At 68.5% G+C, this 14006-nt stretch carries 12 protein-coding genes, 2 tRNA genes and 1 other RNA gene; 12 read left to right on the forward strand and 3 right to left on the reverse strand.

From position 1 onward, the window contains the following. Positions 1–162: 162 nt before the first annotated feature. Complete coding sequence (locus AB0H93_RS30460; RefSeq protein WP_358577004.1) at positions 163–720, forward strand: M48 family metallopeptidase; 558 nt, start codon at positions 163–165, stop codon at positions 718–720. A gap of 46 nt (positions 721–766) precedes the next feature. Here the strand turns inward: AB0H93_RS30460 and AB0H93_RS30465 are convergent, their stop codons facing one another. After that, positions 767–2176 carry a zinc-dependent metalloprotease gene (locus AB0H93_RS30465; RefSeq protein WP_358577007.1) on the reverse strand — a complete coding sequence of 470 codons (1410 nt, stop codon included), beginning with the start codon at positions 2174–2176 and terminating at the stop codon, positions 767–769. Positions 2177–2256: 80 nt separating this feature from the next. On the opposite strand from AB0H93_RS30465, the gene AB0H93_RS30470 reads away from it, so the two are divergent. Further along, positions 2257–3282 carry a PDZ domain-containing protein gene (locus AB0H93_RS30470; protein ID WP_358577009.1) on the forward strand — a complete coding sequence of 342 codons (1026 nt, stop codon included), beginning with the start codon at positions 2257–2259 and terminating at the stop codon, positions 3280–3282. 54 nt (positions 3283–3336) lie between these two features. Here the strand turns inward: AB0H93_RS30470 and AB0H93_RS30475 are convergent, their stop codons facing one another. Next, positions 3337–3867 (reverse strand): PPA1309 family protein, encoded by a 531-nt coding sequence (locus AB0H93_RS30475; RefSeq protein WP_358577011.1) that lies wholly within the window; start codon positions 3865–3867, stop codon positions 3337–3339. A gap of 200 nt (positions 3868–4067) precedes the next feature. Between AB0H93_RS30475 and AB0H93_RS30480 the strand changes: the two genes are divergently transcribed. From AB0H93_RS30480 to AB0H93_RS30490, 3 genes are all read left to right on the forward strand, one after another. Further along, the gene (locus tag AB0H93_RS30480; protein ID WP_358577013.1) at positions 4068–6962 is read left to right on the forward strand and encodes a UPF0182 family protein; all 2895 of its coding nucleotides are present in this window, start codon (positions 4068–4070) and stop codon (positions 6960–6962) included. Between the two features lie 152 nt (positions 6963–7114). Next, a tRNA-Met gene (locus tag AB0H93_RS30485) sits at positions 7115–7191 on the forward strand. Positions 7192–7578: 387 nt separating this feature from the next. Then, positions 7579–7652: transfer RNA gene (locus tag AB0H93_RS30490), tRNA-Met, on the forward strand. A gap of 61 nt (positions 7653–7713) precedes the next feature. Here AB0H93_RS30490 and AB0H93_RS30495 read toward each other — a convergent pair. Next, positions 7714–8013 carry a hypothetical protein gene (locus AB0H93_RS30495; protein WP_358577015.1) on the reverse strand — a complete coding sequence of 100 codons (300 nt, stop codon included), beginning with the start codon at positions 8011–8013 and terminating at the stop codon, positions 7714–7716. 276 nt (positions 8014–8289) lie between these two features. Here AB0H93_RS30495 and AB0H93_RS30500 point away from each other — a divergent pair, with 276 nt between their 5' ends. The 7 genes from AB0H93_RS30500 (at position 8290) to ssrA (ending at position 13685) form a co-directional block, all read left to right on the forward strand. Further along, complete coding sequence (locus AB0H93_RS30500) at positions 8290–8787, forward strand: PadR family transcriptional regulator (RefSeq protein ID WP_165968011.1); 498 nt, start codon at positions 8290–8292, stop codon at positions 8785–8787. A 119-nt stretch (positions 8788–8906) separates the two neighbouring features. Further along, positions 8907–10013: a peptide chain release factor 2 gene (prfB, locus tag AB0H93_RS30505; protein WP_358577017.1), complete on the forward strand. Its 1107-nt coding sequence runs from the start codon at positions 8907–8909 to the stop codon at positions 10011–10013. A 114-nt stretch (positions 10014–10127) separates the two neighbouring features. Continuing rightward, entirely contained in the window at positions 10128–10817 is a 690-nt protein-coding gene (ftsE, locus tag AB0H93_RS30510) for a cell division ATP-binding protein FtsE (protein WP_093262250.1), read from the forward strand. 57 nt (positions 10818–10874) lie between these two features. Further along, a complete protein-coding gene (gene ftsX, locus AB0H93_RS30515) occupies positions 10875–11777 on the forward strand; it encodes a permease-like cell division protein FtsX (protein ID WP_358577019.1) in 903 nt (300 codons plus the stop codon). Positions 11778–11855: 78 nt separating this feature from the next. Beyond that, positions 11856–12332, forward strand: coding sequence for an SsrA-binding protein SmpB (smpB, locus tag AB0H93_RS30520; RefSeq protein ID WP_132482298.1), 477 nt, complete (start codon positions 11856–11858; stop codon positions 12330–12332). Then, positions 12332–13231, forward strand: coding sequence for an amidohydrolase family protein (locus tag AB0H93_RS30525; RefSeq protein ID WP_358577021.1), 900 nt, complete (start codon positions 12332–12334; stop codon positions 13229–13231). Before smpB ends, AB0H93_RS30525 begins: the two co-directional genes overlap by 1 nt. Before the next feature lie 83 nt (positions 13232–13314). Continuing rightward, positions 13315–13685, forward strand: a transfer-messenger RNA (tmRNA) gene (gene ssrA, locus AB0H93_RS30530). The last annotated feature ends 321 nt before the right edge of the window (positions 13686–14006 follow it).

A 14006-nucleotide genomic window follows, 5' to 3' on the forward strand; every position in this document is an offset into this window, starting at 1 on the left:
GCTGGGGGAACGGTACATGTGGGCCATTCGACATGCATGCATTACGAGCATCGCATGTTCGACTTAATGGAGTAATCCCTCGGGGGATCACGATGCGTAGGCGCTGAGGTCCGGCTCACAGCGCGGGCCGTTTGTCAGGCGCACTCGCTAAGGTCCACTCCCGTGGCTGAACCCCAGGTCGAGGTGCGCCGCAGCAAGCGCCGCCGACAGACGGTGAGCGCCTATCGCGACGGTGACAAGATCGTGGTGCTTCTCCCGGCGCGGATGACCCGCGCGGAGGAAAAGCGCTGGGTGGCGGACATGCTGAGCCGCCTGCAACGCAGCGAGACGCGTCGGCGCTCGCCCGCGCGGGAATCCGACGAAGCACTGCTCCAGCGGTGCCGCGAGCTGTCCGCGAAGTACCTCGACGGCAGGGCGCAACCGCAGGGCGTTCGGTGGGTGCCACCGATGCGCACGAGGTGGGCTTCCTGCACGCCCAGCGATGCCACCATTCGGGTGAGTCAGCGCCTCCGAGATGTACCCGGATGGGTGCTCGATTACGTGCTCGTGCACGAGCTCGCGCACCTTCTGGTGCCCGGCCACGGGGCCGACTTCTGGAAGTGGGTGCGCCGCTACCCGAAGACCGAGCGGGCCGTCGGCTACCTGGAGGGGGTGTCCGCGGCCGCCCAGCTCGGCATCGGGCTGGACGACGACGCGGAAGAGGCCGAAGCCCGCGCATGACGAGGGGCACCTCCGGGAGTCCGGAAGTGCCCCGTCCGCGCTCGGTTCAGTTCTCGTCGCGCTTCGGCGAGTCGTCGCCCTCGGCGTCGGACTTTGCCGCCTCGTCGGCCTCGGCGCGGCGGATCGCGGCGATCGGGTCGTCCAGGTCCGCGGAGCCCGAGCCCCAGCGGTCGGCGAAGTCCAGCGGCTCGTCCAGGTCCGAGCTGTCCGGCAGCAGATCGGGGTGGTCCCAGATCCGGTCCCGGCTCTCGACGCCGTGCCGCTCGGTCATCAGCCGCCACAGGTTCGCGGCGTCCCGCATCCGGCGGGGCCGCAGCTCAAGGCCGATGAGCGTGGCGAAGGTCTGCTCCGCCGGCCCGCCGGTCGCGCGCCGCCGCCGGACGGTTTCGCCCAGCGCGCCGGCGCCCGGCAGCCGGTCGCCGACGGCGTCGGCGACGACCACGTCGACCCAGCCCTCGACCAGCGCGAGCAGCGTCTCCAGCCGGTTCAGCGCGACCTGCTGCTCGGGAGTGGTCTTGGGCTCGAGCATCCCGGAGCCCATCAGCTCCTGCATCGAGCTCGGGTTGGTCGGATCGACCTTGCCGGCCAGGTCCTCCAGCGCCGAGGTGTCGATGTGGATGCCGCGGGCGTACTCCTCCACGGTCGCCAGCAGCCGCTGGCCGAGCCACGGGACGTGGCTGAACAGCCGGTGGTGCGCGGCCTCGCGGGCGGCGAGGAACACGGTCGCCTCGCTGATGGGCCGGTCCAGGCCCTCGATGAAGCGCTCGATGTTCGCGGGCAGCAGCGCCGCAGTACCGGCCGGGGCGAGCGGCAGGCCGACGTCGGTGGAGGTCAGCACCTCGCCGCCGAGCTGGGCGAGCCCGTTGCCGAGCTGCGAGCCGAAGGTCATCCCGCCCATCTGGCCGAGCATCGACAGCAGCGGGCCCGCGGCCTGCTTCGCCTCCTCCGGCAGCGCCTCCAGCCAGGCGCTGGACATCCGCTGCGCGACCGGGTCGCACAGCCGCTGCCAGGTGGGCAGGGTCTTCTCCACCCAGTCCACCGACGACCAGGTCTGCACCGACCGGACGCCGGCGGGCAGCGAGGTGGTGGCGTCCAGCCACAGCTCGGCCAGCCGGACCGCGTCCTCGATCGCCTTGACCTGGTCCTGGCTCGGGCGCTCGGTGCGCTGGTTGTTGTGCAGCTGCTGCACCGCGAGTTGCTTGGCGAGCTCGTAGTTCACCGGCCCGGAGCCGCCGCTGCCGGAGTGGCTGAGCGCCTGGCCGAGTTGGGTCAACATCTGGCCGAGCTGGCCGATGTCGAAGTTCGGCATGCCGCCCGGTCCGGGCATGCCGCCGAAGCCGAAACCGGGAAGGTCCCCGGGGCCACCGGCGCCGCCCTCAGAGCGGCCTTGCGACGAGTCGCCCTTGTCGGGATCGTCGGGGTCCTGCGAGCTGAACCCGAACGGCAAGTTGGTCATAGTTCCACGGTACGCGGCCTTCGCCACCTCACAGAAGGTGTCCGGAGCTCGCTGGACGCGAACACGTACGCTGTCACCTCGTGAACCGCCGTACGTGGACGCTGCTGACAAGTGTCGTACTGGTAGTCGCCTTCGGTCTGCTCGGCGCGTTCGTCCGGGTGCCGTACGTGGCGCTCGGGCCGGGGCCGACCTACGACACCCTCGGGATGGACGGGAACGTCCCCGTGATCGGCATCGACGGGCAGCAGACCTTCCCGACCGGCGGGCACCTGAACATGACGACGGTGTCGGTGACCGATCAGCTGTCCCTGTTCGGCGCGTTGGGGCTGTGGGTGAGCGGCCGGTACGCGCTGGCGCCGCGCGAGCTGTACTTCCCGCCGGACAAGTCCGAGCAGGAGATCGAGCAGGAGAACACCAAGGCCTTCAGCGATTCGCAGACCACCGCCGAGACCGCGGCCCTGCGCTACCTCGGCTACCCGATGAAGGTCCTGGTCGGCGAGATCGTCAAGGGCAGCCCGGCGGACGGCGTCCTGGAGCCCGGCGATCACCTGCTGGCCGCCAACGGCAATCCGGTCACCGATCCCGCCTCGTTGAAGGCGGCGCTGGTCGGCACCAAGCCCGGCGACCGCGTGGAGATCCGGTTCCGCCACACCGATCAGCCCGAGCAGGTCGCGAGCGTGCAGCTGGGCCCGAACCCGGGCACCGACCCGCAGGGCTTCCTGGGCGTGGCCGCGATCGAGCGGCCGGACGTCAACTTCGACATCAAGATCAGCCTGGCCGATGTGGGCGGCCCGTCCGCGGGGCTGATGTTCACCCTGGCGATCATCGACAAGCTGACGCCGGGCGAGCTCAACGGCGGTCAGTTCATCGCGGGCACCGGCGAGATCAGCCCGACCGGCGAGGTGGGCCCGATCGGCGGCATCCCGTTCAAGATGGTCAAGGCCCGCGAAGCGGGCGCGACGACCTTCCTCGTTCCGGCCGGCAACTGCGCCGAGGCCAAGACGCAGGCGCCGGAGGGGCTGCAGCTCGCCAAGGTCGAGAACCTCGACGACGCGACCAAGGCCCTCGACGCCTTGCGCGGCGGCCAGGTCCCCGCCAGCTGCTGATCCGCGACGGCGTTCGCGGTGGAGATCGGCACGCCGACCTCCACCGCGAACCGGTCAGTCCGCGAAGGTGGCGTGGAGCGCGGTGAGCAGGTTCGGCGCCAGCGACGGGTCCTGGATGAGCTCGCCGCCGGTCTCCGGATCGGACACGCGCAGGCGCATCACGCACGCCTCGCCGCCGTCCCGCAGCACCGCCGCGACCAGCCGCGCCTCGTGGCGGTCGGGGTGTTCGGCGGCGACCTGCCGGTCCCGCTCGCTGTCGCCGGGCAGCTCCGCCTCCGCCTCCGGCGGCAGCACCACGATCTCCTGCACCACCGCGCAGCCGGCCACCTGCTCCGGCCACGCGATGCCGCTCAACGCCTCGGCGAGATCTTCGGCGGGCAGCGCTTCCTGCGCGATCGGGGTCAGCGCCGAGGCCGGGTCGAGCTGGTCGGCCAGCCCGGGTTCGGCGGCCAGCAGCTGGTTGGTGGGCACGAGGGCGAACACCTGGGTGGGCTGGTCCCAGCCCGCGGCGTGGACGAACTCCTCGATCTCGCGAGCGGCCAACGGCAGCGCCGCGGCCAGGTCCTCGGGGGTCTCCGGTGGCATGCCGCCATGGTCGCACCGCCGGGCCGGGCGGCCGTCGCCGGCCGATCCGATGACCTGCGAAAGATGTCCGCTTAATCCAGTTCGCGAAGCCGCTTCCAGGAACTTCACGAAGGGGTCGTAGAGTTGAACATCACGAGGGCGGCCGAACCACCGGTACCGTCCAGGCCTGCTGATCGTCACCAGGAGCGTGCGTTGTGGCCATGCGGCCCCCGGTAGGAATGCCGAAACTGTCCCGGAGAAGCCGGATCCTGCTGATCCTCGGCGGCATCGTGCTGGTCGCCCTGATCGCCGGATCGCGAATGCTGGGCACCTACGTGGACTGGCTGTGGTTCGGTGAGGTCAACTACCGGCAGGTCTTCACCACCCAGCTGCTGTCCCGCGCCGGACTGGGGGTGGCCGCGGCGGTCTTCCTCGGCGGTGTGCTGGCCCTGAACCTGTGGCTGGCCTTCCGCAACCGGCCGGTGTTCGTGCCGGTCAGCGGTCCCGACGACCCGCTGGCCCGGTACCGCACCGTGGCCACCGAGCGCTCCCGGCTCTTCGGGCTCGGGCTGCCGATCGTGGTGGGCGTGATCGGCGGGCTCGCCGCGCAGGCCGACTGGCAGACCCTCCAGCTGTTCCTCAACAGCGTGCCGTTCGGGCAGGTCGACCCGGAGTTCGGCAAGGACATCAGCTTCTACACCTTCGAGCTGCCGTTCTGGCGGTTCCTGCTGTCGTGGGCGTTCATCGCGATCACCGTGTCCTTCATCGGCGCGCTGATCACGCACTACATCTTCGGCGGCATCCGGCTGGCCGGCCGCTCCGGGCAGCTGTCCATGCCGGCGCGGGTCCAGCTGGCCGTTCTGGCGGGCCTGTTCGTGCTGTTGAAGGCGGTCGACTACTTCCTGGACCGCTACGACCTGCTGCTGTCGCAGCGCAACCCGCTGTTCACCGGTGCCAGCTACACCGACCTGAACGCGGTGATGCCGGCGAAGCTGATCCTGATGTGCATCGCGGTGTTCTGCGCCATCGCGTTCTTCGCGGTGATCTTCCTGAAGAACCTGCAGATCCCGGCCCTGGCCACGGTGCTGCTGGTGCTCTCCAGCGTGGTGGTCGGCGCGGTGTGGCCGGCGCTGATGGAGCAGTTCTCGGTGCGCCCCAACGCGAACGAGCGGGAGGCGCAGTCGATCGAGCGCAACCTCGAGGCGACGAAGGCGGCCTTCAACATCGGCGAGCCCAACGTCCAGTTCGTCGACTACCCGGGCCGCACCCAGCTGCAGCCGGCCGAGGTCGCCGCGGACAAGGGCACCATCCCGAACATCCGGTTGCTCGACCCGAACGTGCTGGCCCCGACGTTCACCCAGCTGACCCAGCAGTACAACTTCTACGGGTTCACCGACAAGCTGGACGTCGACCGGTACCGGGACGCCAACGGCCAACTGCGCGACTACCTGGTCGCGCTGCGCGAGATCAACACCGACGGCCTGGCCGTGAACCAGCAGAACTGGATCAACCGGCACACCGTCTACACGCACGGCAACGGCTTCGTCGCCGCGCCAGCTGACCGGGTCGACTCCACCTTCAAGGAAGGCGCCACCCAGGGCGGCTACCCGGTGTTCCAGATCAGCGACGTGGCCAACAACGGCCAGGGCGCGATCCCGGTCGAGCAGCCGCGCGTGTACTACGGCGAGCTGGTGGGCCGCAACGACTACGCGATCGTCGGTGGCAACCCGGGCGAGGCGCCCCGCGAGTACGACACCGACCAGCAGCAGTACACCTACACCGGCACGGGCGGTGTCCCGGTCGGCAACCTGTTCCAGCGCCTGGTGTTCGCCGCCTACTACGGCGAGCGGAACTTCCTGTTCAGCGGCGCGATCGGCGATGACTCCAAGATCATCTACGAGCGGAACCCGCGGGAGCGGGTGCAGAAGGTCGCGCCGTGGCTCAAGCTCGACGGCGACCCGTACCCGGCCGTGATCGGCGGCAAGATCAAGTGGATCGTCGACGGCTACACCACGCTGAACAACTACCCGTACGCGGAGCTGACCGAGCTCGGCGAGGCCACCAACGACACCCTCACCGGCGTCGAGCGGCAGCCCAACCAGCAGATCAACTACATCCGCAACTCGGTGAAGGCGACCGTCGACGCCTACGACGGCTCCGTGGACCTCTACTCGGTCGACGAGAAGGACCCGGTGCTCAAGGCGTGGGAAGGCGTCTTCCCCGGCGTGGTCAAGCCGGCCAGCGAGATCACCCCTGAGCTGCGGGACCACTTCCGGTACCCGGAGGACATCTTCAAGGTGCAGCGCTCGCTGCTCACCCAGTACCACGTCGACAACCCGGGCGACTTCTTCTCGAACCAGACCTTCTGGCAGGTGCCGTCCGACCCGACCGGCCGCGGCAGCTCCGCCAACGCCGAGGGGCAGCAGCCCCCGTACTACGTGCTCGCCCAGGTCGGTGAGCAGGGCCAGCCGCAGTTCCAGCTGACCAGCGCCCTCACCGCGCTGCGCCGCGAGAACCTGGCGGCGTGGGTGTCGGCGTCCTCCGAACCGGACAACTACGGCAAGCTCACGGTGCTGCGGCTGCCGACCAACAACTCGACACCGGGCCCGAACCAGGTCCAGAACCAGATGGAGTCGACCCCAGCGGTCACCGAGAACCGGACGCTGTTCAACAACCCGAACGTGACCGCGATCTTCGGCAACCTGCTGACCCTCCCGGTCGCCGGCGGCCTGCTGTACGTCGAACCGATCTACATCCAGCGCAACGAGCAGAACTCCTATCCGCAGCTGGCCCGAGTGCTGGTGTCCTTCGGCGGCAAGGTCGGCTTCTCCGAGACCCTGGCCGGGGCGCTGGAGCAGGTGTTCGGCTCGGGCGCCGGGCAGGCCACCAACCCGGGCCAGAACGGCCAGCAGCCGCCGCCGGCCCAGAACCAGCAGCCCCCGCAGCAGACCCCCGGCAGCCCCCAGCTGTCCCAGGCGGTCACAGACATCCGGGCGGCCCTGGAGCACGTCCGCAAGGCCCAGCAGTCCGGCAACTTCGCCGACCTCGGCTCGGCCTACCAGCAGCTCGACGACGCGATCAAGCGCTTCGAGCAGGCGCAGGGCACCGGCGGCTGACCGGAAACGGCAACCAGGGGCGGGGATCGCGAAGGCGGTCCCCGCCCCGTCGTCTTTCCGGCGTCCGATCGAGTGCAAATGACGTGCGTCACTTCTGTGGCCAGGGGATTTGCACTACGGTTCATCACCCCGTAAAGTTGGTGACACAACGACGCGGGGTGGAGCAGCTCGGTAGCTCGCTGGGCTCATAACCCAGAGGTCGCAGGTTCGAATCCTGTCCCCGCTACCATTTGAATGGTCAAAGCCCCCCGACTGGCGTCGGGGGGCTTTTTCCCGTTTTCCTAATTCCCATACGGGGGCCGAGCCCCCGTAGACCCCCACGGTGCGGTGGTCGCTTCTCGTTGGCTCCTTGCCTTGGGAGCGTTCCCGGCCTGGATTCTGGACCAGCCTTCTGGTTCTGGAGTGGGGCTGGGTGTGGAGACATGGGGTGGGGCGTTGCGTTGGGTGGGGCTCGGTGCTTGGGGGTGTTCGGTGGTTGTTGGCCCTCTGTCGTCCCGCTGCTTGGATTTTTGGGTTTTGGCTGGTGGGGTGGGGGTTTTTGGGTTTGGGGACCCCCCTTGTTCGGGGTGTTTTCGGGGTGTGTAAAGTACTCCGTACAACAGAAAAACGCACACGGCGCGGGGTGGAGCAGCTCGGTAGCTCGCTGGGCTCATAACCCAGAGGTCGCAGGTTCGAATCCTGTCCCCGCTACTATTCGAACGAAAAGCCCCCGACTTCGGTCGGGGGCTTTTCGTTTCGTCAGGTCGTTCTCCTATGAGAGGCCTTTGGCCCATTGGCGGGCGCACGCCGGGGAGCAGACCCGGCCATCTCCTCGGACTGTGTTCGTCGGGCGCATCGCTCGGCCGCAGACGATGCAGGCGTCGGCTTCGCCGTCTCTCTGCATGGGCACCAGTGCCTTGGCTCGCTTCGCTTGCTCGGTGACCTTGTTGGTCACCCTGGTCTTGCTCTCGTTGACCTTGGTACGCAACCAACTGCGATGCACGCTCCGCACCTCCTGAACCGGCCCCTCATCGGCCGCCGACTGGTCGGCCAAGTGCAGGGTGCGTGTCACCCGTCGTAGTTGGGCAGCTCCAGGGCGTGATAGCACCTCATTGCGCCAGGAAGACCCCCCATCCAGGCGAACCCCGGGAATGCTCGTAGCAATGAGTGCAGACACTCGGCAGCCCGCGTGTGCGCCCCGTATCCGAGGCCGCCGCCTCGCCAGTCGTCCGGAGCGCGCGCCAATGGCGCAACCGTTCGTCCACTTGGACCAGTCCACTGCAACCACTGTGGACAGAACTGGGGACCACTGTGGACAGCGAAGCGGTGGCATGGCACCGTGGCAGATGTGACCGAGCTGAATGCGACATCCGCTGCCCTGTTGGGACTACTGCACGAAGGTCCGAAGACCGGTGGCCAGCTGGTTGCGGCCGCCACCGAGCGCTTCGGAGGGTTCTTCAGCGTGACCCGCAGCCAGGTTTACCGCGAGCTGCCCGCGCTGACCGACGCCGGCCTGCTGCGCCTCGGCAAGCAGGGTCCGCGCTCCAGCCAGCAGTACGCGATCACGGCCGCCGGCAAGCGCGCCTTCAAGTCGTGGCTGAACACCGAGCCGGGGCCGGACAACGTCCGCAGCCCGCTGATCCTCCGCCTGGTCTACTCGGGTTCCCTGACCCCGAAGCAGCGCTCCGGGCTGGTCGAGGCGGCCCGTGCCCAGTACGCGGTGAAGATGGACGAGGCGAAGAACGCCGCCAAGGCCGCGACCGACCCGTACGAGAAGGCCGCCGCGGACTTCACCGTGTCCTACAACCGGGCGATCATCAAGCTGCTGGACTCGATCCCGGACTGAACCACCCCGGACAGAACAGTCGTGAGCGGTGGCGGTCGCCACAACGGCCAAAACCGCTCATGACCGGAAACGGGCCGTCCTCGTGGGCGGCCCGTGCCCGGTGAAGTACGCTGAGCACTGTGAATCCCGACGTCGCTGCCTCGCTCAAGGAACTGTCCAACACCCTCGAAGGCATCGAGAGCGTGATGGATTTGGACGCCCTGCGCGCCAATATCGCCGAGCTCGAGGCCGAGGCCGCCAAGCCGGATCTGTGGGACGACGTCGAGCACGCGCAGCGGGTCAGCAGCCAGCTGGTGCACCGGCAGGCCGAACTGCGCAAGATCACCGAGCTGCGGCAGCGCGTCGAAGACCTCGAAGTGCTCTACGAGCTCAGCGAGGACGAAGGCGACCCGGCCGGGCTGTCCGAGGCCGACGACGAGCGGGACCGCCTCCGGAAGGACCTCGAAGCCCTCGAGGTGCGCACCCTGCTCTCCGGCGAGTACGACCCGCGCGAGGCGATGGTGACCATCCGCGCCGAGGCCGGCGGCGTCGACGCGGCCGACTTCGCCGAGATGCTGATGCGCATGTACCTGCGCTGGGCTGAGCGGCACTCCTACCCGGCCGAGGTCTACGACACGTCCTACGCCGAAGAGGCGGGCCTGAAGTCGGCGACGTTCCGGGTCAACGCCCCCTACGCCTACGGCACGCTCTCCGTCGAGCAGGGCACGCACCGGCTGGTGCGCATCTCGCCGTTCGACAACCAGGGGCGGCGGCAGACCTCCTTCGCCGGCGTCGAGGTGCTGCCGGTCGTGGAGGAGACCGACCACGTCGACATCCCGGAGAAGGACATCCGCGTCGACGTCTTCCGCTCCTCCGGGCCCGGCGGGCAGAGCGTGAACACCACAGACTCCGCCGTGCGCATCACGCACATCCCGACCGGCATCGTGGTGTCCTGCCAGAACGAGAAGTCGCAGCTGCAGAACAAGGCCGCCGCGATGCGCGTGCTCCAGTCCAAGCTGCTGGCCCGCAAGAAGGAAGAGGAGCGCGCCGAGCTGGACGCCCTCAAGGACAGCGGGTCGAGCTGGGGCAACCAGATGCGGTCCTACGTGCTGCACCCGTACCAGATGGTCAAGGACCTGCGCACCGAGCACGAGGTCGGCAACCCCGACGCGGTGCTCGACGGCGACATCGACGGGTTCCTGGAGGCCGGCATCCGCTGGCGCCGCCAGCAGCAGAGCGTGGCCTGACCTGCACTGCGCGCCAAGGCCCTGACCGGCGACGAAGTCGCAGGTGATCGACGGTTCCGCCGCCGGTCCGGGTGAGTGATGTCCCCCTAACGGTCGCAGGTAAACTCACGCCCCGTGATCCGCCTTGAGCACGTGTCCAAGACGTACAAGACGTCGACCAGGCCCGCTCTCGACGATGTCTCGGTGGGCATCGAAAAGGGCGAGTTCGTGTTCCTCATCGGGCCCTCCGGGTCCGGCAAGTCGACGTTCATGCGACTGCTGCTGCGCGAGGACGTGCCCACCCGCGGTCAGGTCTTCGTCGCCGACTGGAACGTCGCCAAGCTGCCGCGGCGCCGCGTCCCGCGGCTGCGCCAGCGCATCGGCTGCGTGTTCCAGGACTTCCGGCTGCTGAACAACAAGACCGTCGCGGAGAACGTCGCCTTCGCGCTGGAAGTGATCGGCAAGCCCCGCAACGACATCCGCCGCGTGGTGCCGCAGGTGCTGCAGCTGGTGGGGCTCGAGGGCAAGGCCGACCGGATGCCCCACGAACTCTCCGGTGGTGAGCAGCAGCGCGTGGCGATCGCGCGGGCGTTCGTCAACCGGCCGCTGGTGCTGCTCTGCGACGAGCCAACCGGGAACCTCGACCCCGATACCAGCCAGGACATCATGCTGCTGCTGGAGCGGATCAACCGCACCGGCACCACGGTCGTCATGGCCACCCACGACCACTCCATCGTCGACTCGATGCGGCGCCGCGTCGTCGAGCTCAGCCTCGGCCGGGTCATCCGCGACGATGCCCGCGGCGTTTACGGCGTCGGCCGCTAGCTCCCCCCGAGAGCACCTGAGGACAACACCCCCGACCGGCAGGAAAGCTGACACAAGATGCGCGCGAGCTTCGTATTCAGCGAGGTCGTCAACGGCCTTCGGCGCAACGTGACGATGACCATCGCGATGATCCTGACGACCGCCATCTCGGTCGGCCTGCTCGGCGGTGGTCTCCTCGTGGTCCGGATGATCGACAAGATGCAGGAGACCTACCAGGACCGCGTCGAGGTCGTGGTGTTCATGACCGATGACGTCAGCGCCAACGACAAGGACTGCACCCAGCAGCCGTGCGCGAACATCATGGCCGACCTCAAGCGCGTCCCGGGCGTCGAGTCGGTGAAGTACGAGGACCGGCAGAAGGCGTTCGAGAACTTCAACAAGGTCTTCGAGTCGCAGCCCGAACTGCGCGACGTGGCCCGCGCCGAGGCGATGCCCGCCTCGCTGCGCGTCAAGCTGTCCGACCAGGAGCGCTTCCCGGCGCTGCAGCAGCAGTTCAGCGGGCGGCCCGGCGTGGACAGCGTCGTCGACCAGGCCGAGTACCTGAACCGGCTGTTCGACGTGCTCAACGGGATCCGCAACGCGACGTTCTCGATCGCGCTGGTGCAGGCGCTCGCCGCATTGCTGCTGATCTCCAACACCATCCAGCTGTCGGCGTTCACCCGGCGCACCGAGACCGGCATCATGCGCCTCGTCGGCGCCACCCGCTGGTACACGCAGCTGCCGTTCCTCCTGGAGGCCGTGGTCTCCGGCCTCATCGGCGCGTTCCTGGCGATCATCGGCCTGCTGATCTCCAAGGCCGCCTTCATCGACCGGGTCATGTCGCCGGTGTTCGGCACGGGCATCATCCCCAACGTCGAGTGGGGCGACATCGCGCTGATCTCGCCGATCCTGCTCCTCGTCGCGGCGGCCGTCTCGGCCATCACCGGCTACGTAACGCTCCGCCTGTACGTCCGGCTGTAGCGGGATTACCGGTGCCGCGGCCTGCGTTGCAGGCTGCGGCACCGAAAGTCACGTGACACGAAAGCTAGAGTTGTTCGTATGGTGAAGGAACGCGGCCGCAAGGTCATCGCGCAGAACCGCAAGGCGCGGCACGACTGGGCGGTGCTGGACACCTACGAAACCGGCATCGTGCTGACCGGTACCGAGGTCAAGAGCCTGCGGCAGGGCAAGGCGCAGCTCGTCGACGGCTTCGCCACCGTCGACGACGGCGAGGTCTGGCTGCGCAACGTGCACATCCCGGAGTACACCGAGGGCACGTGGACCAACCACGAGCCGCGCCGGTCCCGCAAGCTGCTGCTGCACAAGCACGAGATCCTCCGGCTGATCGGCAAGATCAAGGAGAGCGGGCTGAGCCTGATCCCGATGACGCTGTACTTCAGCGACGGGAAGGCGAAGGTCGAACTCGCCCTCGCGCGAGGCAAGAAGGCCCACGACAAGCGGCAGGACCTGGCCAAGCGCGACGCGGACCGCGAGATGCAGAAGGCGATCGGGCGAGCTCGCAAGGGCATGCGGTAGTGCCGCCGCGCAGCGACGCGGATGTGCCCGCCTGGGTGGCCGAGCTGGGGCTGCCCGGGCTGGTCGACATCCACACGCACTTCCTGCCGGAACGGGTCCTGAGCAAGGTCTGGGCCTACTTCGACGCGGCGCGCACGAACTACGGCTTCGAGTGGCCGATCCACTACCGGTACGCCGAGGAGGCCCGGATCCAGGCGCTCCGCGATCTCGGGGTGACGACTTTCGCGCCGCTGGTCTACGCGCACCGGCCCGACATGGCGGCCTGGCTGACCGACTGGGCGATCGACTTCGCCGGGCGCACGCCCGATGCGGTGCCGACGGCGACGATCTTCCCGGAACCCGACGTCGCGGACTACCTGGCCAAAGCGCTCGACGCGGGGGCGCGGTGCGTGAAGGTGCACGTCCAGGTCGGCGCCTTCGACCCGCGCGACGAGTTGCTCGATCCGGCGTGGGGACTGCTCGCCGAGGCAGGCGTGCCGGCCGTGGTGCACTGCGGCGACGGCCCGCGGAAGGGCGAGCACACCGGGCTCGACGTGTTCGAAGGCGTGCTTCGGCGCCACCCGCGGCTGCTCGCGGTGCTGGCGCACGCGGGCATGCCCGACTACGGGGTGGCGCTGGACCTCGTGGACCGCTATCCGGGCGTGCACCTCGACACCACGATGATCGGCGTCGCCTTCACCGAACGGATCGCGCCGTTGCCCGCGGACTGGCCGGCCAGGCTGGCCGCCCACCCCGACCGGATCGTGCTGGGCACCGACTTCCCGAACATCCCGTACCCGTACGCCGAACAGCTCGCGGCCATCGCGAGCTGGGCCGAAGCCGACGATCGCCTCGGCGCGGACTTCCTGCGCGCCGTGCTGCACGGCACGTCGTCCCGGCTGCTCGGGCTCGGGACTTGATCGTTTAAGGGATATGGGAATGATCGCCGGGACGCGAGGCGTTATGCTGGTGTACACCGGTTCGAAAGCCGAGCCGGCTGCAAGGGGGTGAACGGTTTCGACTCCGTACGTTGATCCAAGGGAAGCGTGCCGGTGTAGGCGGGAGGCCACCGTGAGCGTCGCCGCAATCGAATAAGCGCCGACAAGAGTCAGCGCGAGTTCGCCCTCGCCGCCTGAGCGAGGAGCGACTCTGTCGGACCGGGATTGCCTCCGACCCGGGATCCGGCATCAGCTAGGAGGCTCTAACCGCCAGGTCCGGTCGCGGGACCTGGTGGGACATCGAACAGCGACTGGGCTTGTCACACCGGCTAGTTCGCGGGACCGGTGAAGCCGAGCAGAGACACAGCGGACTGCGCACGGAGAAGTCTTGGTGAGGCGACGGAGGACCCGGGTTCGATTCCCGGCACCTCCACGCGATGGAAGCGCCCTGCTCGCGCAGGGCGCTTCGCTTTTTCGCGTTCCGCATCATTTTGGGGGGCCGAGCCCCCCAAACCCCCCACGGTGCGAGGGGCGCCCTTCGAGGGCTCCTTGCGGGCGGAGCGTTCCCGGCCTGGTCATCGACCAGCGCCTTGTTTTGGCTGTTCAAGGGGTCGCGCCTGCGGCTCTCCGTTGTTCTCTGTCTGGTCGGGGGTCAGTGCCCTGTTTTGGCTGTTCAAGGGGTCGCGCCTGCGGCTCTCCGTTGTTCTCTGTCTGGTCGGGGGTCAGTGCCCTGTTTTGGCTGTTCAAGGGGTCGCGC

It is taken from the genome of Saccharopolyspora sp. NPDC050642, from assembly GCF_040654735.1.
Lineage (GTDB): Bacteria > Actinomycetota > Actinomycetes > Mycobacteriales > Pseudonocardiaceae > Saccharopolyspora > Saccharopolyspora elongata.